The 26,039-nt window shown below is 48.9% G+C and carries 24 protein-coding genes; 10 read left to right on the forward strand and 14 right to left on the reverse strand.

The window, feature by feature from the left end:
* Positions 1 to 25 precede the first annotated feature (25 nt).
* The 4 genes from V7S65_RS09630 to V7S65_RS09645 all read right to left on the reverse strand — a co-directional run bounded on the left by V7S65_RS09630 (position 26) and on the right by V7S65_RS09645 (position 2,760).
* Positions 26 to 328: a hypothetical protein gene (locus V7S65_RS09630; protein WP_079472096.1), complete on the reverse strand. Its 303-nt coding sequence runs from the start codon at positions 326 to 328 to the stop codon at positions 26 to 28.
* Between the two features lie 14 nt (positions 329 to 342).
* Complete coding sequence (locus tag V7S65_RS09635; protein ID WP_336388414.1) at positions 343 to 1,242, reverse strand: DUF6929 family protein; 900 nt, start codon at positions 1,240 to 1,242, stop codon at positions 343 to 345.
* 4 nt (positions 1,243 to 1,246) lie between these two features.
* On the reverse strand, positions 1,247 to 2,020 hold the full coding sequence (locus tag V7S65_RS09640; protein ID WP_336388413.1) for a GDSL-type esterase/lipase family protein: 774 nt from the start codon (positions 2,018 to 2,020) through the stop codon (positions 1,247 to 1,249).
* Positions 2,021 to 2,094: 74 nt separating this feature from the next.
* A complete protein-coding gene (locus V7S65_RS09645; RefSeq protein ID WP_336388412.1) occupies positions 2,095 to 2,760 on the reverse strand; it encodes a YiiX family permuted papain-like enzyme in 666 nt (221 codons plus the stop codon).
* Between the two features lie 51 nt (positions 2,761 to 2,811).
* Here V7S65_RS09645 and V7S65_RS09650 point away from each other — a divergent pair, with 51 nt between their 5' ends.
* Positions 2,812 to 3,348: a GNAT family N-acetyltransferase gene (locus tag V7S65_RS09650; RefSeq protein WP_336388411.1), complete on the forward strand. Its 537-nt coding sequence runs from the start codon at positions 2,812 to 2,814 to the stop codon at positions 3,346 to 3,348.
* 48 nt (positions 3,349 to 3,396) lie between these two features.
* Positions 3,397 to 4,401: a phosphotransferase enzyme family protein gene (locus V7S65_RS09655; protein ID WP_336388410.1), complete on the forward strand. Its 1,005-nt coding sequence runs from the start codon at positions 3,397 to 3,399 to the stop codon at positions 4,399 to 4,401.
* On the opposite strand, the gene V7S65_RS09660 is transcribed toward V7S65_RS09655, so the two are convergent.
* The 4 genes from V7S65_RS09660 to V7S65_RS09675 all read right to left on the reverse strand — a co-directional run bounded on the left by V7S65_RS09660 (position 4,384) and on the right by V7S65_RS09675 (position 7,533).
* Positions 4,384 to 5,019 (reverse strand): murein L,D-transpeptidase catalytic domain-containing protein, encoded by a 636-nt coding sequence (locus tag V7S65_RS09660; protein WP_336388409.1) that lies wholly within the window; start codon positions 5,017 to 5,019, stop codon positions 4,384 to 4,386. The genes V7S65_RS09655 and V7S65_RS09660 overlap by 18 nt on opposite strands.
* A gap of 63 nt (positions 5,020 to 5,082) precedes the next feature.
* Positions 5,083 to 5,445, reverse strand: coding sequence for a hypothetical protein (locus V7S65_RS09665; protein ID WP_336388408.1), 363 nt, complete (start codon positions 5,443 to 5,445; stop codon positions 5,083 to 5,085).
* Positions 5,446 to 5,487: 42 nt separating this feature from the next.
* Entirely contained in the window at positions 5,488 to 6,393 is a 906-nt protein-coding gene (locus V7S65_RS09670) for an SMP-30/gluconolactonase/LRE family protein (RefSeq protein ID WP_336388407.1), read from the reverse strand.
* A gap of 306 nt (positions 6,394 to 6,699) precedes the next feature.
* Positions 6,700 to 7,533 carry a helix-turn-helix domain-containing protein gene (locus tag V7S65_RS09675; RefSeq protein WP_336388406.1) on the reverse strand — a complete coding sequence of 278 codons (834 nt, stop codon included), beginning with the start codon at positions 7,531 to 7,533 and terminating at the stop codon, positions 6,700 to 6,702.
* A gap of 128 nt (positions 7,534 to 7,661) precedes the next feature.
* On the opposite strand from V7S65_RS09675, the gene V7S65_RS09680 reads away from it, so the two are divergent.
* From V7S65_RS09680 to V7S65_RS09695, 4 genes are all read left to right on the forward strand, one after another.
* Positions 7,662 to 8,642 carry an NAD-dependent epimerase/dehydratase family protein gene (locus V7S65_RS09680; protein WP_336388405.1) on the forward strand — a complete coding sequence of 327 codons (981 nt, stop codon included), beginning with the start codon at positions 7,662 to 7,664 and terminating at the stop codon, positions 8,640 to 8,642.
* The gene (locus V7S65_RS09685; protein WP_336388404.1) at positions 8,639 to 9,418 is read left to right on the forward strand and encodes a DUF1295 domain-containing protein; all 780 of its coding nucleotides are present in this window, start codon (positions 8,639 to 8,641) and stop codon (positions 9,416 to 9,418) included. Before V7S65_RS09680 ends, V7S65_RS09685 begins: the two co-directional genes overlap by 4 nt.
* Before the next feature lie 10 nt (positions 9,419 to 9,428).
* Entirely contained in the window at positions 9,429 to 10,535 is a 1,107-nt protein-coding gene (locus V7S65_RS09690; RefSeq protein WP_336388403.1) for an ABC transporter permease, read from the forward strand.
* 107 nt (positions 10,536 to 10,642) lie between these two features.
* Positions 10,643 to 11,062, forward strand: coding sequence for a VOC family protein (locus V7S65_RS09695; RefSeq protein ID WP_079472108.1), 420 nt, complete (start codon positions 10,643 to 10,645; stop codon positions 11,060 to 11,062).
* A gap of 89 nt (positions 11,063 to 11,151) precedes the next feature.
* On the opposite strand, the gene V7S65_RS09700 is transcribed toward V7S65_RS09695, so the two are convergent.
* Complete coding sequence (locus V7S65_RS09700) at positions 11,152 to 12,294, reverse strand: TlpA disulfide reductase family protein (RefSeq protein ID WP_111578330.1); 1,143 nt, start codon at positions 12,292 to 12,294, stop codon at positions 11,152 to 11,154.
* A 276-nt stretch (positions 12,295 to 12,570) separates the two neighbouring features.
* Between V7S65_RS09700 and V7S65_RS09705 the strand changes: the two genes are divergently transcribed.
* The 3 genes from V7S65_RS09705 to V7S65_RS09715 are packed head-to-tail and all read left to right on the forward strand — an operon-like array spanning position 12,571 to position 18,303.
* Complete coding sequence (locus V7S65_RS09705) at positions 12,571 to 13,707, forward strand: efflux RND transporter periplasmic adaptor subunit (RefSeq protein WP_079472110.1); 1,137 nt, start codon at positions 12,571 to 12,573, stop codon at positions 13,705 to 13,707.
* 18 nt (positions 13,708 to 13,725) lie between these two features.
* On the forward strand, positions 13,726 to 16,881 hold the full coding sequence (locus V7S65_RS09710; protein ID WP_336388402.1) for an efflux RND transporter permease subunit: 3,156 nt from the start codon (positions 13,726 to 13,728) through the stop codon (positions 16,879 to 16,881).
* 36 nt (positions 16,882 to 16,917) lie between these two features.
* A complete protein-coding gene (locus tag V7S65_RS09715; protein ID WP_336388401.1) occupies positions 16,918 to 18,303 on the forward strand; it encodes a TolC family protein in 1,386 nt (461 codons plus the stop codon).
* Here the strand turns inward: V7S65_RS09715 and V7S65_RS09720 are convergent.
* The 3 genes from V7S65_RS09720 to V7S65_RS09730 are packed head-to-tail and all read right to left on the reverse strand — an operon-like array spanning position 18,271 to position 19,670.
* On the reverse strand, positions 18,271 to 18,909 hold the full coding sequence (locus tag V7S65_RS09720) for an ATP-dependent Clp protease proteolytic subunit (RefSeq protein WP_111578334.1): 639 nt from the start codon (positions 18,907 to 18,909) through the stop codon (positions 18,271 to 18,273). The two genes, V7S65_RS09715 and V7S65_RS09720, sit on opposite strands and share 33 nt — an antisense overlap.
* A gap of 1 nt (position 18,910) precedes the next feature.
* Positions 18,911 to 19,168, reverse strand: coding sequence for a hypothetical protein (locus V7S65_RS09725; protein WP_079472114.1), 258 nt, complete (start codon positions 19,166 to 19,168; stop codon positions 18,911 to 18,913).
* Complete coding sequence (locus tag V7S65_RS09730) at positions 19,149 to 19,670, reverse strand: RNA polymerase sigma factor (protein ID WP_336388400.1); 522 nt, start codon at positions 19,668 to 19,670, stop codon at positions 19,149 to 19,151. Before V7S65_RS09730 ends, V7S65_RS09725 begins: the two co-directional genes overlap by 20 nt.
* Before the next feature lie 311 nt (positions 19,671 to 19,981).
* Here V7S65_RS09730 and V7S65_RS09735 point away from each other — a divergent pair, with 311 nt between their 5' ends.
* On the forward strand, positions 19,982 to 21,646 hold the full coding sequence (locus tag V7S65_RS09735) for an ABC-F family ATP-binding cassette domain-containing protein (RefSeq protein WP_111578336.1): 1,665 nt from the start codon (positions 19,982 to 19,984) through the stop codon (positions 21,644 to 21,646).
* Positions 21,647 to 21,728: 82 nt separating this feature from the next.
* On the opposite strand, the gene V7S65_RS09740 is transcribed toward V7S65_RS09735, so the two are convergent.
* Both V7S65_RS09740 and V7S65_RS09745 read right to left on the reverse strand, forming a co-directional pair.
* Positions 21,729 to 23,696 (reverse strand): WG repeat-containing protein, encoded by a 1,968-nt coding sequence (locus tag V7S65_RS09740; RefSeq protein WP_336388399.1) that lies wholly within the window; start codon positions 23,694 to 23,696, stop codon positions 21,729 to 21,731.
* On the reverse strand, positions 23,686 to 26,001 hold the full coding sequence (locus V7S65_RS09745; RefSeq protein WP_336388398.1) for a WG repeat-containing protein: 2,316 nt from the start codon (positions 25,999 to 26,001) through the stop codon (positions 23,686 to 23,688). Before V7S65_RS09745 ends, V7S65_RS09740 begins: the two co-directional genes overlap by 11 nt.
* Positions 26,002 to 26,039 lie beyond the last annotated feature (38 nt).

Here is a 26,039-nt window from a genome sequence, read left to right on the forward strand (position 1 = left end):
TGTTTATGCACTGCGCCTTTGCTGTCTATTTCGTATAAAAAACAATATCATCTCCATCCGGCTCGCTGTCTGCCAGCTGTTCTTCCCAGCCCACCGGCAGTTTAAAGATGGTATGTAACCCGCCCAGCAGTTCCAGCCAGCCGCTCATTTCGTCCGACACTTCCAGCGTTTCGCCTTCCATTGTTTTAAACACCAGGAAAGCCGCTTCTCCCGGGTACGCATATACTTTGTATCCCGCGATATACGTTACATCCTCCCAGAAGATCGTGTTGTCAATATCTTCATCATACTTCACATACAGTGTTCGTTCATCAAATTGTATATCCATAATTTTAAGATTATTTAGTTGGTAGTAATAGTAAAATCTACTTTAAACAAACGACTGGCGCCGGCGTCATTATCGGATACCAGGTGAAGCGTAAGAACGTTTTCCCGTATACTTTCCAGGCAAATGCCTTCTATCTTTTCGCCTTTAAAAGCAGGATCTGCTGTGGTTAAATTGAGCATACCATCGGGCGTAAGGGTGGTTTGTGATAATTTCCGGGAGATGTTACTGATCCAGCCAATATAACTGTCGCCAATATCGCCATCGTCGTAAGCATTGGCGGTGGCTTCGGAAGATAAAGTGCATAGTAACAGGTCTTTTTCCGGTACGTAACAAAGCTCTGATACACCGGCAAATACAGGCGTTGGCGTTAGTAACGTAAACGGCACTACGCTAACCGGCGGAACCGCCTGTTCCCAGAAGCCCGGCTTAGTAAGTATCAGCTGATTCTGCGGCCAGGTGTTGTTGCCTCGGTTACTCAGCAGCAGGGTATTGTTCACTACTGCGGCGCCTTCTATATTCAGTTCATTGATCCCGCTGTTCAGCAGCTGCGTGGCAAAGGCCGGCGGATAAGGAATAAACTGGATACTGGCGGAGTCGCCATCCGGAAGCGGCAGCAACATCAGCTGGCGGCGCTTTTCCGTTGCCAGCGAGCCTGATGCCAGGAGGTATGTTTTACCATGCAGGGTAATCAGTGCAGAAGCTTCATAGTCGGCTTTCTCCGCTTTTGCAATGCGCTTATCTGTTATGCCGGAGATGGGAATACTTTTAATAACGCAGTAATCCTTATCCAGCACCTGGATACAGGTGGCGTCATCTCCTATGAGATACAACCTGCCGTCATGAAATTCCACTGCGGAGGCAGAGGGAAAATCCGGCAGCAGCAAGGTGCAGATAAGTGTGATAACCCCTTTCATGATGTTACTTTATACTGCTTACAACTTTTTTAATGGCCTGCGCCCAGAAAGTGCCCAGTACTTCTGCTCCTTTTGCATTGGGGTGCAGCTGGAAAACGCCTGCCTTTCCCTGCTCCTGGATAAACAGTTCAGGGTGCTTTTTAAAATAGTTAAACCCGTCGCGGTAACCGGTGAACACCTGTCCGGGATGGGTGGTGCGATAGCTGGTAACGATGGCATCCAGAACCGGGAAATAAGACTGCAACCGGGCCTGCCCTTCGGCGAGGTACCGGGAACTGTTTTGTGTATTGGCACTATACCAGATGGGATGATGCAAAATAATGATACAGCCGGGGTAGTTAGTAAACAGCTGGTCGATAATCGCTTTTACATTTAACCGGTATTGCTCAGGTGATACCGGCGATCCGTTGGGCCCTTCGATGGCGCTGTCGTTGGTGCCCAGCACCATCGAAAATACCAGGATGGCGTTCTGATCATTTTTAAACGCATCCGCTGCCGCTGTAACGTTATTGAACAAACGACGGGTAGCAGGCAGAAAATCTACCGTAGTAGAACCGCTTACGCCCTGGTTGCTGTATTGAACCTCGCGGCCCGGCATAGCGCGCTTCAGCCATTCCCATGCCTTTACAGGAGGTGCTTCCTGCAACGGGTGCGGCAGGCCGCCGCCCTGCGTAATGCTGTTGCCGATAAAAACAATATCCAGCTTTTTCGTTTGTGCTACCGCGCAGATGGCGGTGAGCACCAGGAAGCAAAGGGCGACAGGTAGTATTCTCATCATGATAGAAAAACTTTCAAACTTGTAAAATAACAAGTTCATCTGAGAATCAGACATTTTTCCTGAAAACCGTTCATTTACTCTGCCACCGTTACCAGCAAGGGGGATTCAAACATGCTTACCGGCGAAATAATTTTCTCCGACAAAGGGATATTGTTGCCATAGATCTCTTTCATTTGCTGCTTTACGGCCGCGCTGCCCAGGTCGAAATCTTTCAGCTGCTGGAGCTTACCCACTTCAAGACCGGTTCCTTCTTTATAAATTTTCCATACCAGTTCAGAGCAATAGATCCGCTCATCAGACCAGCCAAAATAAAAGTCGTAGTCCTTTCCGTTGTACTGCTCCCCTGCGGCCTTCATTTTAGCTACCACCTCCGGCGTGAGCACAGCGCCGGCATCTTTCAGTCTTTTTATCACAAAATGCCGTCCCTTTCCCCTGTTAATCCATTGCATCAGCGGGGTATATCTTACCGGTTGTAAAGCTTCGTACACAAACCACTGATCATCTCTCTTAAAAATTATTCCGCAATGACTATATTTGGAATGTGTAGCCTGTTGAATGGCTGTGCTGAGGTCTGACTGGGATACCTGGAAAATGATATCCCCTTCCTGTACAGCAGGAGCAGCTGCTATTGATTTTTTGGAGAGATGTTTGCCCGTAAAAATATAACGCCCCGCCATCAGGGTACCTGTTACAATGGTGAGCGCCAGTACTGTTAGTATAATTTTTTTGAGACCTGACATAAACCCGAATTTTAGTAAAAATAGATCCTATTATAATATAAGCCATAGAAAATGAATGAAATACTTATCGTGCCGGCAATTACAGCTGAAGTGGAACTGTTGCAGCAAATAGCCCGTGAAACCTTCCAGGAGAGCTTTGCAGCAGACAATACACCGGAAAATATGAAACAATACCTGCAGGATAATTTCAGTATTGCCAAATTAACTGCGGAGCTGACCGAGCCGGATTCTGAATTCTATTTTGCCATGCTGAAAAATCAGCCGATCGGCTATATGAAAGTGAATTTCAGATCGACACAATCTGAGCTGTACAACAGCCGGGCGGTAGAACTGGAACGCATATACGTTTTAAAGTCGCACCAGGGGAAAAAAGTAGGTCAGCAGCTCTTCAACCAGGCAGTAAACCTTGCTATGGAAGCCCGCGCCCCTTTCCTGTGGCTGGGCGTATGGGAACACAATACCAAAGCTATTGACTTCTACCGCAAAAACGGCTTCTCGGAGTTTACTACGCATCCGTTTCAGCTGGGAACTGAAATACAAACGGACCTTATCATGCGGTTAAACCTGCCGCTGCATAAGCTGCAGTAAATTTATTTCCCTATATTTGATGCCCTTTTTCATTTCAAAGCGCAGTTCATGAGTCATTTCCCGGTTTCCAGTTCCAATCTCTCTGCGCCGCACCTGGCGCTGTTCGTGCAGTCACAATACAATGTAGCCAACAGCGTCACCTGCCACCTGATTAAATCAGGCGTGAACGATACCTACCAGGTGACCACTTCTGCCGGTAAATATATCTTCCGTGTATACAGCCTGAACTGGAGAACCGTCACAGACATTTCCGAAGAGCTGCGGCTGTTACTGCTGCTGAAAGAAGGCGGCATCCCGGTATCGTGGCCGCTGGCCGACAAACAGGGCCATTTTATACAAACCCTGAACGCGCCGGAAGGCGAACGGTATGGCGTATTGTTTTCATTTGCCGAAGGAGAAAAGCTGCTGCACTACGATGATGAAGTACATGTAAAAGCCGGTATGGTCATGGCCCGCATGCACCAGCTTACACAGTCCGTACCCCTGAACAGGGTTACTTATACGGCGCAAAACCTGCTGGTGGAACCATTTGAGTCGCTTAAAAAATTCCTTCCGGCAGACACGCCGGAAATGGCCTTCATGGCTACCGCGCAGGCGCATCTTTTACAGGTATTACAGAAAGCCGATCCTGCTGCCATCCGGCAGGGCGTGGTACACATGGATATCTGGTTCGACAATATGAATATTCGCCCCGACCAGGAAATTACGCTCTTTGATTTCGACTTCTGCGGCAATGGCTGGCAATGCCTGGATGTGGCCTATTATATCCTGCAACTCCATAGCCTGATCCGCGATATGCCCGAATGCCAGGCTAAAGCAGACCGTTTCCTTGAAGGCTATACGGCTATCACCCCGCTCAGTGCGGAAGAGCAAAGACTGATCCCGGCACTGGGCGTATGCATGTATTTCTTTTACCTGGGCGTTCAGTGCGACCGGTACCACAACTGGTCCAATTCTTTCCTGAACGAAACCTATCTTAAAAGATTTATCAATATGCTGGTAAAACGGTACTACGAACTCTATCTGCAGAACGCATCACTCGTAAATCCATAACAACAAAGGGCGGGAAGAGGTATCTATGTAAGGTTGCAGCGTAGCAAAATAAGCGGGGTTCAGTGTAGGACATCCATCGCTGCGGCAAATGCCCTGCTCCTGTGCAGCTGCGGGCACACAGGCGTGGCTGTGCAATACCACAAACCGGTCGAACGCGCGACTGTTGCTGCTATCCAGGCCATATAACTTATACGCCGTACCAAACCGCCCACTATACTTACCGCCTATACGATATTTACCACGGGAAGAACAACGGCTGCCGGAAACATTGGAAAACACCACCTTTTCAGCGCGGAAATCCGGTCCCTGGCCATGCGCCACCAAACCGGCACTCTTTATTTTATGATGCAGCAGGTCGTAACAGATAAATCTTTTGCCACCGGAAAACACGCTGAAATCGATCAGGAAAGCGTAGCGGGTATTATAACCATGCTTCGCCGCGTATTGCTGCAATGCTTTTGCCTTTTCGTGCAGCCGTGCTTCATCAGGCGCCATCACAGGCCCTGGTAGAACAGGCAGCGCCGGTATTGTTGGAGATGTGGTGGTATTGTTTTCTTTACAGGCAGCAAAAAAAAGTGCCGGTAACAGCAAAATGCTCCATGTTTTGAACCGTATCATGTTTGTCAGATGCAGGGCAAAGCATTTTCCATATGCATCCGCAAAAAATTGCGGATGCATTTTTTATTCCCAGATATCTTTAACGTGAATGAGGATTGAGTAACGGCCCGTGGGTGGATAATGACCGATATGCAGTTGCGTTTCATCAAAGGGTTGCGGCAGTTTATCCGCGTATTGCAGGTATAACTCCTGTACTACTGCAATAGCTTCTTCCTTATTTTCCACCACCCATGATTTGGCGGTTCTGTTATTATCAAACAGCTGGTTAAAGGCTTTCCGGGCAGATTCGGTTTGTTCAAAAGGCACTACTTTCAGCGTCCACACCTCTCCTATCTTTTCCGGTTCTACGGGTGTATCCAGGTTAATCTTAAACCTTTCCAATCCCGCAGGATCCAGTGCACGCATGATATCCATCGCAACTGACATAATTGTAATTTTTTCTGACCGCAATATTACAACTTCCGGGTGTTATTCACCACCTTTTACGTTCATGCGCAGGGTATAGATGCCTTTGCCGGCGGTGATGAACAGGATATTATTATCTTTTCCGCCAAAACAGGCGTTGGCTGTCCACCCTTCCGGAACAGGGATGTGGCCGATCTTCTGCCCGTCTTTATTGACTACGGTAACGCCATTTCCGCACAGGTAAAGGTTGCCTTGTTCATCGAGCGCAATCCCGTCTGTTGATGCTTTTTCCGCCATGAGGTATTGGCCGGTTAAACTGCCGTCTGCGTTTACGTTATAGCGGTATATTTTGCCTGCGCCGATATCTGCTACATACACCAGTTTCCCGTCGCGGGTACCGATAATGCCATTGGGCTTCTTGATATCCTCCGCAGCCACTACCGCTTCTTTGGCACCGGGGGCCAGGTAGTAAACCTTTTCTTCTTTCAGATCTGGCTGCTTACGCTCCCAGTAGTCGCGCTGATAATAAGGATCCGTGAAATACATCCCGCCGCCGGGGGCTACCCAAACATCATTGGGGCCATTGAACTGATGACCGCCGAAATTATTTAACAGCACTTTTATTTTTCCTTTGGGAGAGATGGACCATAACTCGTATTTCTCATCTGCACACGCTACCAGGTTACCTTTGCCATCGAAATACAATCCGTTGGCACGACCCGCTTTCTCTAAAAAAACAGACAGCTTCCCTTTGGTATCATATTTCCAGATCTTATTATTGGGCTGATCTGTAAAATAGATGTTCCCTTTTTTATCGGCAGCGGGGCCTTCCGTAAATTCGAATTGCTTTGAAACCAGTTCCAGCCGGGCATTTTCAGCCACCGTTGGCGGAATGGTATCCTGTGTAACCGCCCCTGCACTGAGATAGCAGGCGCCTAACAGTAACGTGGAATAAAATTTTAACCGCATATTGCTCCGTCAATTTTTACAATTGTAATCAATCCTGCGGAGAATTTTTTCTAAAAATGACGATAGTGAGGAGAAGATGGCTATCATATTTATTTATAGAGCCGGCTATGTAAATAGCCCGCCTACAGGTAAACATGATATTGATTTTGGGGTAACCAACGCTGGATGACTTGTTACCCGATTTTAGAATGGCGTTCTATACAGGTATTGGGATGCTACTCCTATGGAGAAAGGTCGTACGTTGATTACGGCGAAATTATCGTGATTAATGGCAGGGACATAGTACAAAAGCGACATCTTTTGCTTTTACACCATTATTTTATGCAGCCGGATGGTATTGGTGAGTTCTTCTTCATGGATAAAGGAAGGGGTAATGCCCGCAAATTTTTTGAAGTCGCGGATAAAGTGCATCTGGTCATAGTAACCGCTTTTATAGGCGATTTCGGTCCAGGTCTTTTCCGGGAACAGTTCTTTCAGCTGGTAGGCTTTGCAGAACCGGATGAGCCGGGCATATTGTTTGGGCGGCATCCCCAGCCGTTCGGTACATTTCCGTTCAAACTGCCGCAGGCTCAGGCAGGCAAGCGATGCCAGGCTTTCTATGCTGCCGCTTCCACCGGTGTTCACCAATACTGCCATGGCTTTATCTACCGGTAGTATCGGCTTTACCTGGGATATTTTTTTAAGGAGATAAAATTCAACGATACTTATCATGTGATCCCAATCGTCTGCTTCCTTCAACCGTTCAGTGATTTCATCAATTTCATTACCATTCCCCATTAGTAAGCGGGTATCAAAATCCTGGTCATATATTTCAGACATGGGGATCTTCAGCAGGCGGTGCAGGCCACTGGGTTGAAAACAGATACACAGCGCCAGGTGCCGGCTTCCCATGTCCAGGGTTACGGTCTGCTCCTGTGGCCCGATGGTTACACAAACCGATTTAGTCACAAAATCATTCTTACCCGCCTTCATTACTTTGATCGGGTCTTCCAGGTAAAATATAATATACCGCTGATAGGCGGGCACAAACCTGTAAATGTTTGACAGCGCCTTGTTTTGGGTAAAATCTACTTCGTAGATACCCAAATAACTCACGAGATCCCTCAGGGCCGGATGTGGTTTATAATTCTTTGATTTCATGGACGTGTGGGCTATAGGTGCTCAGTACTGCATACTTCTGAAACAAATATATACAAATATTAAAAAAGTCAACCAAAGCGACCTATAAGCGTTATCTTCTACGGGTTAATTTTATTTTATATTTAAAGATGAAAATTGCGATAACCGGAGCTTCCGGCTATATAGGCAGCGTACTGGTTCCCCTGTTGTTATCTGATGGCCATAGCCTGCGGCTGCTTACCCGTAAACCGTTGCCGGAAATGGCTCCGGAAGGTATTTGTTTCGTACAGGGGCACCTGTTAGAAGAACCGGCTATCCGCCGCCTCGTTGCAGGCGCCGATGCCGTGATACACCTGGCAGCGGTGATTTCGGTAGACGACCGGCAGGATAAAACCCTTTTCGATATCAATACCGGCGGCACCCGGTTACTGGCTGCAACCGCACAACAGGCCGGCGTTAAGAGGTTCATTCACCTCAGTTCCGTTACCGCGTACAACCAGGCGCCTTACGACCAACCGATGGATGAAAGCCGCGATGTGGTAAAAACCACGCGCTACGGTTACGACTATTCCAAAGCCGTATCGCAGGCCATTGCGCTGGAATATAACGGCAACGGCATGGAAGTAATAGTGCTGGCGCCAACGGCTGTAATGGGGCCGTTCGACCAGCAACCATCATTGATAGGCAAAGCAGTTGTCAATATGTACAAGGGAAAAATACCCGCCCTCATTCCCGGCGGCGTTGACTTCATTGATGTGAGGGATGTGGCGGGAGCCATTGTGAGCGCTTTAAGCCGCGGAACCGCCGGCGCAGTATACCTCCTGAGCGGCGAATGGGTGTCGCTCGTTAGCCTGAACAGGGAAATCGGCCGGATAAAAGAACGGCCGTTAACGCTGCCGGTAGTACCTTTATGGCTAGTATTCAGTATGCTGCCATTAGTGAGAATGCTGGCGGCCATCAGCGGCGGACCGCCTTTTTATACGCGTCAGTCGGTGTACAACCTGATTTACAGCAATAAAAAAATTGATCATGCAAAGGCCACTGCGGAACTCAATTTCCGGCCGCGGCCTTTTACGGAAACCCTGCGGGACACAATTGATTGGTTCAGACAAACAGGCGCTATCAAATGATTGACTATTTACCACTACACAGTTATGTTGTTTTTACTTATTGCTGGATGTTTACCGGCATTGGCGCAGGCATCTACCTGTTACGCAGGGAAGCGCCCTATGGCCGCTACAGCAGCGACAAATGGGGTCCCATGATCTCCAATAAACTGGCCTGGCTGCTGATGGAAGCCACCGTACTGGTTTCCTTCCTAATATGGATCCCACTGCGTACTTTTCAATGGCGTTCCCCCGCCGGCGTTATGATCTTTCTTTTCCTGCTGCATTACGTACACCGGAGTTTCGTATATCCGTTCATGATACGTACCAAAGGCAAAAAAATGCCGGTGGTGATTATGCTGTCGGGCATGTTGTTTAATACAGTGAATGGTTCCCTGCTGGGCATCTGGTTTGCCGCCATTGAACATTACCCCAACAACGCGTTTATTTCCTGGTATTACACGCCGCCGTTTATAATTGGTACATTTTTATTCCTGGCAGGTATGGGTATCAACTGGTGGTCGGACTACCAGCTGATAGGCCTGAGAAAAAAACATGAAACCGGTTATAAGATACCGCAGGCTGGGCTTTTCAAATATATCTCCTCTCCCAACCTGGCAGGGGAAATCATGGAATGGGGAGGCTACGCATTGCTTACCTGGAGCCTGCCGGGGCTGGCCTTCTTTATCTGGACCTGCGCCAACCTCCTGCCCCGTGCAATGACTAACCATCGCTGGTATCAGCAACAATTCCCGGAATACCCGGCCAACAGAAAAGCATTACTTCCTTTTATCTGGTAACTACACGCATATGGCAAAGAAGTATAGTCAGTTTAAAGCAGCATTGGTAATGGCAAAAGCAAGCCTCATCGCCACCCTGCGAAGCCCTACTTCGGTTGTATTTGCACTCCTGTTCCCGGTTATTTTTGTTACGGTTTTTGGCGCCATGGTAGACAGTACCGCCGTGAAAGTAAAGATCCGGCTATCGCCGCACAGCGACAGCTCCGGGCCGATGTATGCAGCCATTAAAGCCATCAGTATCTTCGACCTTTCCTATGGCAGCGATTCGGCGGCGATGCTGTCGGATCTGAAAAAAGGAAGGATTGCCGGCGTCCTCTATCTTCATGCGCCCACCGTGATAAACGGCCAGCCGCAATTCCAGACAGACCTGCTGGGGAGCAGTGCAGTGGCAGATAAAATGCCGCTCATCCAGGCAGCACTGCAGGAAGCCGCCAGCCGGGTAAACCAACGCATCCTGCCGGATCAACCTGCCCCCGCTTCTATCCATGTAGTGAATATTCCCGGCCGCGTATACCGCCAGATAGATTTTATTTTACCGGGACAACTGGGTTTTTCCCTGCTCATGGCGGGCGTATTCAGCTCTGCATTCCTGTTGTTTAACCTCCGGCACACGCTCGTACTGAAACGCATATACGTAACGCCGGTGAGCCGTGCCGCCATACTATTGGGAGAAATGCTCAGCCGGTTATTATTCCAGATCATCTGCTTTATTATTATCACCGCACTGGGATATTTTGCGTTTCAGTTTACACTGGTAAACGGGTTTCTCACGTTTATGGAAATGCTGTTGTTATCTGTTTTTGGATTGGTGATTTTTATGGGCATTGGTTTTATTATCAGCGGCATGATCCGCAATGAAAGCTCTATTGCGCCGGTAGCCAACACGCTCACCGTACCACAGATATTACTGTGCGGTTTATTTTTCCCGATAGATAATTACCCGGTGTGGTTACGCACTTTTTGTGAACTGTTACCACTTACTTTTTTTGTAGACGGGTTACGGAAAATTGCTTTTGAAGGTTTGCATATCTGGCAGATACCGCTGCAACTGGCGGGCCTGATCGTATGGGGTATACTGATTGCGGTATTATCAATCCGGTCGTTCAAATGGGAATAATAAGTTGGCGCAACTGACCCTTTTTTTGTCATATCCGGCCACCTTCTTCCCCGTAAGAGATGCTTAACTTTATCCCATCTTATTAAACACAAATAAAAAATAAAAACATGGCAGTAGTTAATCCTTACCTGAATTTCAACGGCAATTGCGAAGAGGCCTTCAATTTTTACAAAGCTGTTTTTGGCAAAGAATTCCAGACGTTTACCCGTTTCGGTGATATGGAACATTGTGCTGAAGGGGAGCAAAATAAAGTGATGCATGTGGCTATACCACTCGGTAAGGATTCTTTCCTGTTTGGCAGCGACCGGCCCGGCGCATATGGCGAAGGCACGTTAGGCAACCTTTTTCATGTGGCCATTGCAGCAGAAAGTGAAGCGGAAGCAGACAAATTGTTTAATGGTCTTTCCAAAGGCGGACAGCCCATTATGCCAATGAACAAGGCGCCCTGGAATGCTTACTTTGGCATGTTAACCGATCAGTATGGCGTATCCTGGCTGATCAATTACGACTATGCCCAAAAAGGCTGATTCCCCGTTTAAAAGAAAATGAGGCAGCCGGTTCACTCCACTGAACCGGCTGTTGTATTTGCATGACTGATGTAGGATATGGTTCTTTGTTACTTGTTGACGATTAAGCCCGTCAGTTGCTTATCCAATTGCTCGCCACGGAGGTTCTTTGCAATAATTTTTCCGTCCGGCGCAATCAGGTAGTTGGTGGGCACGCCCCGTACGCCATACTGGCGCGCCACGGCATTATCCCAGTATTTAAGATCGGATACATGCACAAAGTCCTGCAACCCGTCTTTTTCAATAGCACCCAGCCAGGCAGCCTTCTTCCCCGGCTGATCCAGCGATACGCTCAGCACCACGAAGTTTTTATCATGGAATTTCTTGTAGGCGGCCACTACATTAGGATTTTCTGCACGGCAGGGGCCACACCAGGAAGCCCAGAAATCCAGTAACACGTATTTTCCTTTGAAGTCGGATAACTTCACAGGCTTGTCGTTGATATCATTTTGGGTGAAGTCCGGCGCAGGCGCACCGATGCCCAGTGCCTTTTCGGTTTCCATCGACTGGTAAAACTCCTGGCCGGCGGGGCTTTTCTTCAGCGCAGCCGTAAGCCCGTTGTACAAAGGCGTTAGCTCCTTCAGGTTCATATTATTCATCACCGCCAGCTCTTTCAACGCTACAATGCTGAAAAAAGAGTTAGGGTTTTCACTGATAAACCGGCGCTGCAGTGCTTTCTTTTCATCGATGGCCGCATGGAAGCGGGTATTCAAGCCATTGGTGAAGGCAGTATCATTCCTTTGCGCATCTGTGGCGCCGCCAAAATCCTTATTGATGCCTGCCATTGCAGAGTCGTAGGCCGAAATAAATAATTTATACCGGTCGTGTTCCTTGTTTACAGGCGAACCGGTAATCACTGCATCGCTGATGTTGCCCGTACCGGCAATAGTAAAGGTAGTGTTGTCCAGGTAAAGCAGCCGGCGGTCCGCATCCATCCCGTGACTACCAAGACCTGTACCTTTATGATCCACCGTCAGCATTACCAGGTAGGGCGACTTCAGCGTGCCTTTAAATTCGAAGCTGCCATTTTTGATAACGGCCGAGTCGAGGAAGGTTTCCCCGTTCACGCGGCGGTCGAGATAGGCTTTGGCGCCGGGTTCCACCTGCCCCACTTTACCTTTCAGTGTGTATGCCTGCTGTGCAAAGGTCATGGCCGGCAGCGCCAGTGCTCCTATTAACATCCCTATTTTCATAAATTAACTTTAGATAGTTGGTTTATGAAGATATAAAGCAGGAAATCACGGAAATCTTAGCGTTATTCCGGTTTTTTTTATTCCACACTGTGGCGTCTGCGCGGCTTTAACAGTAGTTAACATTATCATAATAAACTAATTAGCCTTATGCCCGTCTAATACCCCGTAGCCAGCTACCGGATAATTATCGACTGTTTTTGAACAATACAATCAAACCGATAGTTACTCATAGTACCTGATTGCTGTCTGTATTATTTAAATGAACCGTAAAACGCTATGAGTAGATCTACAATTGCTCTTCTGCTGTTGCTGTTATGTGCCTGCAAAAACAAAAAACAAGGGAGTACACAAACCGCTGTAAAGCCCTACCCCGTTATTGTACTGCAACCTAAAAATGCCACCATCAACGCCGACTATCCCGCTACCATTCAGGGTATCCAGAATATTGAGATCCGGCCCAAGATAGATGGGTATGTGGATGCCATCTACATCGACGAAGGCGCTACCGTAAAAAAAGGACAGCTATTATTCCGGATCAGCGCGCCGCAATACGAGCAGAATGTAAATACCGCCCAGGCCAATATTAAAATAGCAGTGGCAGATGTAAATGCCGCACAGATGCAGCTCAACAAAGTAAAGCCCCTGGTAGAAAAAGACATCATCAGTGCCTATGAGCTGGAAGCCGCCGCCTATAACCTGCAATCCAAACAGGCCGCACTGGCACAGGCCCAGGCAGCGCTTAACAATGCCAAAACCAATTTAAGCTACACTACTATTTACAGTCCGGCCGACGGCGTGGTAGGTATCCTGCCCTACAAAATAGGCAGCCTGGTAAACAGCACCACCCCCAACCCGCTGACGACCGTTTCCAATATTACCCAGATCTACGCGTATTTTTCTATCAATGAAAGACAGGGACTGGATTTCTTCCTGGCCTCCAAAGGCGCCACCATGCAGGAAAAGCTGGCCACCCTGCCACCGGTAACACTGGTGCTGGCCAATGGCATTGTACTGCCCCGCAAAGGTCGCGTGGAAACTGCCAGCGGTTTAATTAATCCCTCCACCGGCGCGCTCAATATGAGAGCCACCTTTTCCAATCCCGATGGGTTGGTACGCAGCGGCAGCAGCGCCATTGTAAGGATCCCACAGCCGATAGATACCGCGCTGCTGGTACCGCAAAAGGCCACCTTCCAGATCCAGGGCAAACTGTTCGTGTACGTATTGGATGCAGATAATAAAGTAAGATCAGTAGACATCGGCTCTAATGCCAGCGCTGCCGGACAATCGTTTGTAGTGCAGCATGGCGTGAAAGCGGGCGATAAAATAGTGGTAGACGGGATCAGCAACCTCCGGGAAGACCTGGTGATCAGTCCCCGCCTGGTAAACGCAGACAGTGTTTACAACAGTCTCTGATCCATTTAAAACAATATCATGTTAAAAAGATTTATAGAGCGTCCGGTATTATCAACAGTGGTGTCCATCATTATTGTGACGCTGGGCATACTGGGGCTGGTATCACTACCCATCTCCCAGTATCCCGACATTGCCCCGCCCACCATACAGGTGCAGGCCTCCTACAGCGGCGCCAATGCCGATGTAGTGCTGAAAAGCGTGGTAGTACCATTGGAACAGCAGATCAACGGCGTGGAGAACATGGATTATATTACCTCTACCGCCGGTAACGATGGCTCCGCGAATATTACCGTTAGCTTCAAAATTGGCAGCGATCCCAACATGGCAGCAGTGAATGTGCAGAATGCCGTGGCCCGCGCTACGCCCCTGCTGCCGCAGGAAGTAACCCGTTCCGGCGTTACCGTTCAAAAGAAGCAGACCAGTAACCTGCTCATCTTCTCCGTGTACAGCACCAATCCATCTTTCGATCAAACCTTCCTGCAAAACTATACCGATATCAATATCACCCCGGTGATCAAACGTATCCCCGGTGTGGGCGATGCTTCTGCCTCCGGCAACATGGACTACTCCATGCGGATCTGGCTCAATACCCAGGCAATGGCCTCGTACGGACTGGTACCCGCCGATATCACTGCCGCACTGGCCGAACAGAATATCCAGGCCGCTCCCGGCCAGTTTGGAGAAAGCGGCGGACAATCGTTCCAATACGTGATCAGGTATCCCGGTACGCTCATCGACACCACCCAGTTTGGCAACATCGTGTTACGCTCTAACCTGCGCAGCCGTTTGCTGCGGATGAAAGATGTGGCGCGCATTGAACTGGGCGCCCTCAGCTATTTCAACAGTACCCGCACCAATGGCTACCCCGCAGTGTCCGTAAGCGTAGCACAGGTGGCCGGCTCCAACGCCCGCGATGTGATCCGCGAAACGCTGAAGGTAATGGAAGAAGCGTCCAAAACATTTCCCAAAGGCGTGAAGTATGTTGTGCTGCAAAACGTGGACGACTTCCTCACCGCCTCTATCGATAAAGTATTGCATACACTGGTGGAAGCATTTATACTGGTGTTTGTAGTGGTGTTTATTTTCCTGCAGGACTTCCGCTCTACGCTGATACCGGCTATATCCGTTCCCGTAGCCATTATAGGCACCTTCTTCTTCCTCAAACTGTTTGGGTTTACTATTAACCTGCTTACCCTGTTTGCGCTTATCCTTGCCATCGGTATTGTGGTGGATGATGCGATTGTAATTGTGGAGGCAGTGCATGCACGCCTGGACACCGGCTATAAATCCGCCCGCAAAGCGAGTATCGATGCACTGGATGAAATATCCGGCGCTATCGTTTCCATCACGCTGGTGATGTCTGCCGTATTTATCCCCGTTAGTTTTATCGGTGGATCTTCCGGCATTTTCTATAAACAATTCGGGCTTACACTAGCCATTGCTATTGTGCTTTCAGCCATCAATGCGCTTACGCTGAGTCCTGCGCTCTGCGCCATTTTCCTGAAGCCTCACGGGAAAGAACATACGAAAATGAACTTCCTGCAACGTTTCTATCATGCGTTCAATGTAGCTTTTGAAAGATTGACAAACCGGTATACCAGTACTTTGCGTTTCTTCAGCAAACGAAAGTGGATCCCGGTTATTATACTGGCTACTTTCTGCGTAGGACTGGTAGTCCTTGCCAGGATGACGCCTACCGCTTTTGTACCGGAAGAAGATCTTGGTACGATAAACTGTAACATCAGCCTACCGCCGGATGCTTCGCTGGAACGCACTGATGTGGTGGCGCGCAAAATTGAAAAGATAGCGGCCACCATCCCTGAAATCAACAACGTGCTGGCTGTTACAGGACGCGGGCAATTATCCGGTACCGGCAGCAACTACGCGATGGTGGTGATGCGGCTCATCCCCTGGAATCAGCGTACCCGGAATATTCAGCAGATCATTAAGGAACTGAATAAGAAAACGGCAGACATGACCGAAGCAGAGATCAAATTCTTTGCGCCCGGCACCATCCAGGGTTTTGGCGCCTCCAACGGGTTTGCCTTTCAGCTCCAGGATAAAACCGGTGGCGATATTGCGCACTTCTATAAAGTAAGCAAAGACTTCCTCACGGTATTAACCCAACGGCCGGAAATCCAGTTTGCCACCACTTCTTTCAATCCTAATTTCCCGCAATACCTGATGAATGTAAACGTGCCGAAAATAAAGGATGCCGGGTTGAATGTAACAGATATCACCAACGCCATGCAGGGATATTTTGGCGGTATTTACGCCTCCAACTTTAACCAGTTTGGTCAGCAGTACCGGGTAATGGTACAGGCTTCGCCAGAGTTCAGGATGACGCAGGAAAGTTTAAACGCCGTATTTGTGCGCACCGGCGAGGGAGTGATGGTACCGATCACGGAGTTTGTGACTCTCTCGCAAACCTACGGCCCGCAAGCCATTACGCGGTTTAACCTGTTTAATTCCATCAGCGTAAATGGTACGCCTAACGCAGGGTTCAGCTCCGGCGAATCTATTGCGGCCATCCAGGAATCGGCAGCGGAAACATTGCCAACGGGCTTTGGGTTTGAGTTTTCAGGACTTAGCAGGGAAGAATTAGCAGGGAGCAGTCAAACTATTTTTATCTTCCTGCTGTGTCTCATCTTTGTGTACCTGCTGCTCAGTGCGCAATATGAAAGTTACCTCTTACCCTTTGCCATCCTGCTGGCAATACCGGTGGGCATTTTCGGTGCCTTCCTATTTGCGCAGCTGTTTGGTGTAAGCAACAATATTTATGTGCAGATCACGCTGATCATGCTGATAGGATTACTCGCAAAAAATGCGATCCTGATTGTAGAGTACGCAGCGGAACGGCGACGCGGCGGAATGAGTATTGCAGAAGCCGCGGTGAGCGGGGCGCAGGCCAGGTTACGCCCCATCCTGATGACCTCCTTCGCCTTTATCCTCGGCCTCATCCCGTTGATGCTGGCTACCGGCGCCGGCGCCAATGGTAACCGTTCTATCGGAACCGGCGCTGTTGGCGGAATGCTGGTGGGCACTGTATTCGGGATATTTATTACACCTACTTTGTTTATCATCTTCCAAACTTTACAGGAAAAAATAAAACGCGCACCGGAAGAAGAAGATGAAGAAGACGCGCAGCCGCCGGTAACAGCACCGGCATCTTAAAAAATTCTGCCGCAGGCAGCTCTCAAAACAGGTAATATGAATGGTCGTAACAGCATATATGTTTTACTCACGGTAGTCCTGGCAGGATTCATTACTGCCTGTGGCATCACAAAGCCGTACCAATCGCCCGGCATTACAGACAATAACCTGTACCGGGATGTAAATACAACGGACACCAATAGCCTGGCTACCGTTCACTGGAAAGAAATTTTCACAGACTCCCTCCTGCAGCAACTTATTGACACCGGTATTCAGCACAACCTCGACCTCCAGGTAGCGTGGTCGCGCATGCGGCAGGCAGAAGCCAATTACTCGCAAAGCAGGCAGGCGTTGTACCCCGCTGTAAATGGCGACGTGAGCGCGGCCTATGCCGGCGCTTCCAATCAACAGCGTACAGGCAGGAGCGTTATACCACAGCAATACAACGCCGGGCTCACTGCTACCTGGGAAGCAGACATCTGGGGTAAGCTGCGCAGCAACAGGCGCGCGGGTTTGGCAGCATTCCTGCAGGCATCCGCCAATGCAAGGGCCGTACAAACCGGGCTGATTGCCAGTATTGCCACCAGCTACTACAACCTCACCGCACTGGATCAGCAACTGAAAATAACGCAGCAAACCGTAGTAAACTGGCAAGCTACTGTAGAAGTGATGAAGGAGCTGAAAAAGGGTGATGTGGTAACCGGCGCGGCAGTAGTGCAAAGTGAAGCCAGCAGGTATGCCGCAGAAGTAACGATTCCTGACCTGAAGCAATCGATCCGCGAAACGGAGAACCAGCTGAACCTCTTACTCGGCCGGCCTCCCGGCCCTATCAGCCGCAGCAGCATGGACGACCAGCGACCGGTGATGCTGCTGAAAACCGGCGTGCCGGCGCAACTGCTGGCCAACCGGCCGGATGTGCAGGCGGCGGAATATAACCTGCGTTACTATTATGAACTGACTAATGTAGCGCGCACCTATTTTTATCCTGCGCTCACTATTTCTGCTTCGGGCGGTTATACCAGTTACTTGTCGCTCACAGGGCCCGGCTCCTGGATCAGCAACCTCACGGCGGGTTTAACACAACCCATCTTTAACCAGGGCATTAATAAAACCAGGCTCAAAGTAGCGAAAGAGCAGCAGGAACAGGCGGCGCTGAACTTCCATACAGCTGTACTAACCGCCGGGCAGGAAGTATCAAACGCATTATATTCTTACCAGACAGCCCTGGAAAAAGGAAACTCACGGCGGCTGCAATTACAGAACCTGCAATTGTCGGTCGACTATACGCAGGAACTGGTGCGATATGGATTTGCCAATTACACGGAAGTATTGAATGCACAACAGAGCCTTTTATCGGCGCAACTGGGCAGGATCAACGATCATTTGCAGCAGTTACAGGCGGTGGTATTTTTATACCGTGCGCTGGGCGGCGGCTGGCAATAGTTCTTGCCGGAATGCCAGCGCAGGCACTGCAGCAGCGCTGTTCAGCACTTCATCTACGATCCCGAAATCCCGGGCTTCTTCTGCGGCCATGAAATGATCATTCCGGAAAGCATGCTCCACTTCTTCCACCGAGCGGCCCGATTGCCGGGCAATGATCTGGAAAAGTTTTTGCTGCAACCGGCCCTGTTCATTAAAAGCAATCCGCACATCTTCCGTATATCCTTTGGCGCCGCCGCTTGCAGGATGCATGTGAATGGTGGCATTGGGAAGTGCATACCGTTGCCCCGTAGCGCCGGCGGTAAGAATGATGGTACCCATGCTGCCGGTGAAACCCATTGCCATAGTGGATACCGGCGATTTCAGCATTTTCATGGTATCATAAATAGCCATGCCGGCATACACAACGCCGCCCGGGCTGTTGATGTACATATTAATGGGCCGGTGGTTTTCACTGTCGAGGTACAGCAACTGCGCCACTATCAGGTTAGCCACCTGGTCGTCGATGGCGGTACCGAGAAAAATAATCCTTTCTTTCAGCAACAGGCTGTATATATCAAACGCACCGCGGCTGTCGCCGTCGATTACGGTAGGAACCAGGAATGCCATATTATTTAAAAATGGAGGTGATAGAATTGTTGAAAGAAGTATCCTGCATGAGGCGCTGGAAAAGCTGATCCAGTTGTTGGCGTTTTTCTTCGCGGGCGAGCCAGCGCACCAGCTGCAAGGTTTTCCGCTGGTACTTCACTTTTTCCCGCAATGCAGGCGCCACCAGCATCCTGGCCTGGAACACCAGCCGGGAGGAAACAGGCATTTCCCGCAGCAGGTATTGTTCTATTTCCTGTGCTTCAGCTAACTGTTTCCGCATAATCTGATTGTTTAATTTGTTCCCTTACTTTTTCCAGGCATTTGTATTTCTGTACGCTGGCAGAATGTTGTGTTTTGAAATTAAAATCTGCTGCTATTTCCTGTATGGAAAGATGATCATAATAAAATGCGTGCAGGAGCTGCAAACATCGTTTCCCGGCGGCTTTTACATACTCCAGTACAGGCTTTGACACGGGTGGAGGCGCATAATAATCTGCCGGCACGCCGATATCGCCGTCCATATTATCCAGTGGAATATGCGGACCGGATTGTTTTAGTTTCCGGATAGCAAGAATCCTGGCGATGCCTGTAATATATGCTTCTGCAGGTACCCCGGCAGGCAGTTTGTTTTGCTGTTGTTTTTCGAGATAGATAATTACAGCATCCTGGAAGATATCTTTGGCCATCTCCAGGTGGCCGCCCATCCGGTGTATGACGCCTGCTACCCGTGGCAGGGTATTGCGGTATATATCTTCCAACCATTGATCTTCATGAGTACGCATATAAGCCTGGTTTTATATACTAGTGTCAGTAACCGGTGATATATCACCCAAAATTTAAGAATTTTTTTTTACCTTTGCCCAACCATGTGATCAATACTCTACATACAATAGCAGGCTGATACCTGTATACATGCCGCTCCGGCGTGTTTTATCTCCCGTTTATATATTTTTTACCGTCATACAGCGATGCTGCTGCATACGCTGATTTATTCAACTAAATTTTACTGCCATGAAAATGCGTACTGTCATTTCCCGACCCGCTAACCCGACGCTTCCTGTCGTCGCCATTGTTCATTTCAAAACGATTTTGCATGCTTATCAGCGCACAACAACTCAGTTACCAACTTCCATCGGGGCAGTATTTATTCCAGGACGTCAGTTTCACGCTTCATAAAGGCTACCGGGCCGCTATTGCAGGTCCTAACGGCGCGGGTAAATCCACTTTACTGAAGATCATTGCCGGCCAGGAAACCGCGTCTTCCGGCACTATCCGGGCTACCGGGCCATGTTACTATGTACCGCAGCATTTTGGCCATTTTAATTCACTCACCGTGGCGGAGGCCGCAGGTACCGCGCAAAAACTGAACGCCCTTGAATTAATCCTGCAGGGCGAAACCAGTCCGCACCTGTACGACGTGCTTGGCGACGACTGGGACATTGCCGCGCGCAGTGAAGCGGCCTTTGAAAAATGGGGCCTTCGTGCCTTGCAACCGGATCAGCCCTTGTCCACCCTCAGCGGGGGCGAAAAAACACGGCTGTTCCTGGCCGGCATCGACATCTTTGAGCCATCGGTGGTGTTGCTGGACGAGCCCACCAACCACCTCGATTACCACGCACGGGAACAGCTATACGAATGGATGGCAGCCACATCATGCACGTTGCTGATTGTGAGCCACGACCGGCAGCTGCTACGCCTCTGCGAACCCATCTGGGAGCTGCAACCCAATGGCATAAAAACTTACGGCGGCAACTATGATTTCTACGCAGCGCAAAAAGCCGTTGAAGCAGATGCGTTGCAACAACGCGTTGCCCACCAGGAAAAAACACTCAAAGAAGCCAAAAAGCAACGGCAGGAGGCTATAGAGCGCAAGCAACATGCCGATGCACAGGCGCGGAAGCAAGCTAAAACAGGAGGCATACCTAAAATACTGTTAAATGGCAGGAAAAATAATGCAGAAGTATCTACCGCAAAATTAAAACAGGTACACACGGAAAAAGTGGAGGAACTGCGTGCAGGCTGGCAGGAACTCTCTGCTATGACGCAGATCCAGCGCATGATGAAGGGTTACTTTGAACAATCCACCCTTCATACCGGGAAAGTGCTGGTGCAGGCAAACGGGGTGAATTTCGGATGGCCTGCTGCACAGCCGGAACTCCCGGCGCCGGATCACCAGCCATCAAACGAACCGACAAGGCTGGCATCTCCGGAAAACATGCTCTGGAAAACACCACTCACCTTTACCATCCGCAGCGGCCAGCGGCTGGCCATTACAGGGCCCAACGGCAGCGGCAAGTCCACCTTGCTGCAACTGATACTGGGTAAGCTGGCGCCATCAACCGGTGAGCTGTATACCGCCGATACGCGCAGTTTACTGCTGGACCAGGATTACACGCTGATCGACCGGAGCAAAACGGTATTACAACAGGCATTGTCTTACAACAATAACCTGCTGGAAGTATCGATGGTAAAAACGGTGCTGGTGAATTTCCTTTTTGGTCCGGATACCTGGGATAAGTCGTGCGCAGTGCTGAGTGGCGGCGAAATGCTGCGACTGGCCCTCTGCAGCATGACCTTACAGGATAAAGCGCCCGATATGATCCTGCTCGATGAGCCCACCAACAACCTCGATCTGCAGAACATTAAAATACTGACGCAGATCTTCGGGGAGTATAAAGGCACGTTGCTCGTCATTTCGCATGATCCCGATTTTATAGCAGAAGTGGGCGTGGATGATGTGCTGGCGTTAAACACGTAGGTGCGCCATGATCACCTTGTAAATATCCTTTTCCCGGAAAGGCTTCAGGAGCCGGCCGTTGAAGCCTTCCGGGATCAAAAAATTACTGTAGTCCGGGAATGCCGTATATCCCATACGGACTAAAAGCTACGATGCCGGTGACTTTAACAGGTAGAAAACTTCCGGTGGCAGTGAGGTACTGATAGGTATCGCCGGTTCTGCAAAGCAGCGGGAATCCGTATTGCACTTCCGTGGCGCCATAGCCGGGGATTTCTTCCAGCATTACATCGTCAAAAACCTGCTTGTTTACCGGTTGACCGGCTTTATCCAGCACGGTAAATTTACCGGCTTTTTGCGCCAGGAAGCCCTGCCCGTTCTTTTCCACGAGTAAGCGGTCGTATACAGGAGGTACCACTACTTTACCGGTACTGCTGGTATAACCGTAAAGCGGATACTCTCCATTGGCCGTTTCTTTTTTCAGCAGCTGGGATTTTTTTTCCGGGATCACTGGCGGCGCTTTGGGCGCAGGCACCTTCAAGCCATTGTGATTAAAGAAGAGATCTTTGTAGCCGCCTTCAGGCGTGTTTTGAGATGCAAATAACAAACTGGTGTCCTCCGCCGATACGCTGATGCTGTGATAGGTGGCGGGGATCAGCATTTTCTTCTTCCTGATATCATACACACCAGCGCCGGTTTCTTTCTTTACCGCTACCAGCCCGGGTACCAGACCATCCACTTGTTTGTAAACCACGGGCAATACCTGCTCCCCTGCTGCATTATACAAGCCATACATCTCCTGGTAACTTACTTCCAGTAAATCCATACCGGGAGCCGTAGCCGTGGTGCGGTCGATATCAAAGAAGGCGGGTTCCACTACTTTCCTGTTAGCCGGGTTATAAAAACCATACAGCGCTTTCTGTTTCAGTTTGAAGAGAGGAACAGGGAAATATTTATCCAGCGTGGTTATTTCGTTGTAATCTTTTGCCAGTAACTTTTTACCGGTAGTATCCGTGAGATTGTAGTTGCCGTCAACAGGGATAATAAAATACTCACCGGATACTACAATATCGCCTTCGTATGACGGGGCGATAATTACTTTTCCATCTTCCCGCAGGATACCTGTTTTACCATTTTGGGTAATCCGGAGATAGGGTCCGCTTGCTGTTTCGTCGTATACGTCGGTGATATCATCATAAATAAAATCAGCTACTGTAACGCCGTCTTCGCTGATCAATCCATACTTCCCGTTCTTTTGCACTTTCAGTAAACCGTTACCTATCACTGTCATGCCGGTATACTCCGGCGCTGCATATTCTTTTTTTGTTTTCAGGTTGATGGTTACCTCGCGTCCCTGCTTTTTAAAACACTGTACCCAGTTGTCGCTGCGCATAAAGGCGTGTTCATGTTCATATTCAAAGGGCATGAGGATGTTGTTATCAAAGTCGATGATGCCCCATTTACCATTTTTCTGTGCAAACAGGTAATCTCCTTTCCGGCCGCATCCCCCGCAATAGTCGAACGATTCGTAGATGGCCGGTATCAGCAGCCGTTTTTCCGGTGTACTGTAGATGCCCCATTTGCCGCCTGTTTTCACATCAAAGTGTTCATCATCCAATATACCTGCGTCTTCAAACTGCAGCGGCAGCAGCAGCTTGCCGTAGGTATCTGCATAAGTCATTTTACCCTGCAGATGTAATACCAGGTAAGTTTTCCATTTCAATTCTATGGTATCATATTCAGGTGGCAGCAACCATTTTCCGTTGGCGGTAACAATGCCTGTTTTGCCGTTGCTGCTTACCAGGAACATGGTTTCCTGTTCGTTGGTCACAATCAGGGAGTGTCCTCCTTCATCCGCCGGTGTGGTGGTAACCGGGTGATACAGGGCGATGATCTGATCAAATACTTTCTTACCGGTGGGATCAATGTACCAGCTTTTTTCAGCTTCCTCCATGCGGGCGAAACCGCCATGAAACACAGATCCCTGCTGCGCTGATAAGGTGTGGGCTGCCAGTAAAAAACTACCTGCCAGTAAAAAGCGTATATACCTGCCTGTTATACCTTTAATCCTCATATCCTTTTTTCTTCAGTGATTTGTATGGGAATGCTTTCCCCTGTGCATCAATGTAAAAATACCATTTACCTTCCTGTACCAGTAATGGAAAGATATTTTTTCCGTATCCCTGGTTAGTGTCCATGTTATCGTAGATGGCGGGAATGATCATTTTACCGGAGGCATCTGCGATGCCGTACTTGCCAGTGCGGGTTACCTGGAATAGCTTTTCATCTTTCCGGTAGCTGATATCATCAAATTCTACCGGTAAAATTATCTTGCCCAGTGCGTCGGTTACACCATATTTATTATTGCGTGATACCTTTAAAAAGGGTGTATCATAGATATCATCGATATCCTCATATTCAGTAGGGAGCAATACCTTACCTTCTTTTGTAATCAGTCCCTTCTGCTCTCCTTTTTTTACCACGAGCAGGTTTCCCATTTCCAAAATATCATTGGCTGTAATGGGATAAACAATTTCTTTTTTGCGGTTAATAATACCGTACAGCGTATGTTGCGGGGTGCTGTCTATTCCCGCCAGCGCGAGGCCATTCCAGAAATCTCCTACAAAGCTGTATTCATCAAAAACCACTTCTTTCCCGTTGGGATCTAAAAATACGTTGTTGCGGGCACTGCCCCATACTTTTAACAGCCCGTCATTGAATTTTGCACTGCTTCTCTTTTCGCTTTCCGGCACTAACAGCCGTGACGCCTGGTCTTCTTTAAACTCCCAGCGTTGGCTGCTGTACAGCGTATTACCGGCGAGGTCAGTGAGCTGGGTGGTGGTGGTGCCATCGTCGTTGTATTGTGTTTCCACAATCCGGTTAGTATCTACCGCGGTAAAAAATCCGTACTTTTTTCCGCCGCGGATAATCTTTCCTGTGACATCTGCCAGTGAGGAGGTATCGCCATTGCGCAGGAGCAGTATCCGGCTGTTTTGCCACTGTATCCATTCGTACCGGGCGGGGATGATTTCTTTACCGGTGGTGATATCCACCAATCCTATCCGCTCTCCTTTTGAAACGGGCAGGTAATTTTTTTTGCTTTCCCCGGCATTATCATCCAGATAGGAGAATCCGCTGCCGTAGCCATTTACAAAACCATCATAGGCCACTGGCAGGATCGTTTTTCCGTCCATTCCCAACAGCCCGGTTTTACCATTTTGTTCTACTGCCAGCCAGGGAGTGTTTTGCCAGGAGAACGGCGTTATGCGGCTGTATACCTGAGCGGTGAGAGGCTTTCCATTGGCATCCGTCAAGCTGGTACCGGTGTCATCGCTTACCAGGAAAACGGCTGGTATGGGTGATCTCTCGTCCGTTATTGTTTGCCCCGGCGCCATTATTATGCCGCCGTCGTAGGTTTCCTGTCCTTTTGCATTGATGGCGATAATATCACTGTATCGTGGCGGGATGATCTCTTTGCCTTCGGCATTTACCACGCCGTATTTATTGCCCATGCTCACTTTCATAACATTGCCTGTCCGGGTGGCTGCGCTGTATTGAAACGGGAGCAGTGTTTTACCGTGCTTATCTACGAAACCAATTTTATTATTTTTGGTAACGGCAAACAGCTCTTCGGTTGGTCCTACAGCACATTTATCATAGATAGCAGGAATAATGATCCTGCCGCTTTTATCCATCACGCCGGCTTTACCATTAGTTGTAAAGCCCATATAAATATTACTGCCACTGAGATAATCAAATGACTCATACTCCGCCGGAACAATGATGGCGCCGTCTTCCGCTGCCAGTCCAACTTTACCCGCCTTTTTTATTTGTATGGTGTTGTCCCTTACATAGCTTTTATCGGCTTCTTCGTATATGGGTTCCTGTAATACCTTACCGGTTTTTATATCTATCCATCCCCAGCGGCCATCTTTCTTCATTTTCAGTACATGGGGCGTGAGCGCGCTTACTTCGCTGTATAGCGGAGGACAGATAACATTACCGAGTGTATCTGCGGCGCCGTATTTCCCATTGAGCCGGGTAATAACAAAGCAATAATTTTTTGAGGAGTCGTGGTCATCCTGTTCATCGGCCAGGATAACCTCATCATATTTGAAAGGGGCAATGATCTTACCAGCGTTGCTAACAGCGCCATAGGCATTATGTTTCACGGCTACAATAGTATTATAGTAACCGATGTTTTCCGTTTTATCTACCAATACTGCACCGGAAATATGCAGCCATTGTTTTTGCTGGTTAATCAATACCGGGGCAAACTGTCCATCGAACCTTCCGAGGTAGCCCGCAACCACGGGCTCTTGTGCATGCAGGGATATGCTGTTTAAAAGGAGTCCTGCCAGTAAATATCTTTTTCGCATCTGTTTTGCTACATTCATGAAATGGTATTCCGTTTATG

The organism is Chitinophaga sp. CCNWYY40 (genome assembly GCF_037483205.1).
Classification (GTDB): domain Bacteria; phylum Bacteroidota; class Bacteroidia; order Chitinophagales; family Chitinophagaceae; genus Chitinophaga; species Chitinophaga ginsengisegetis.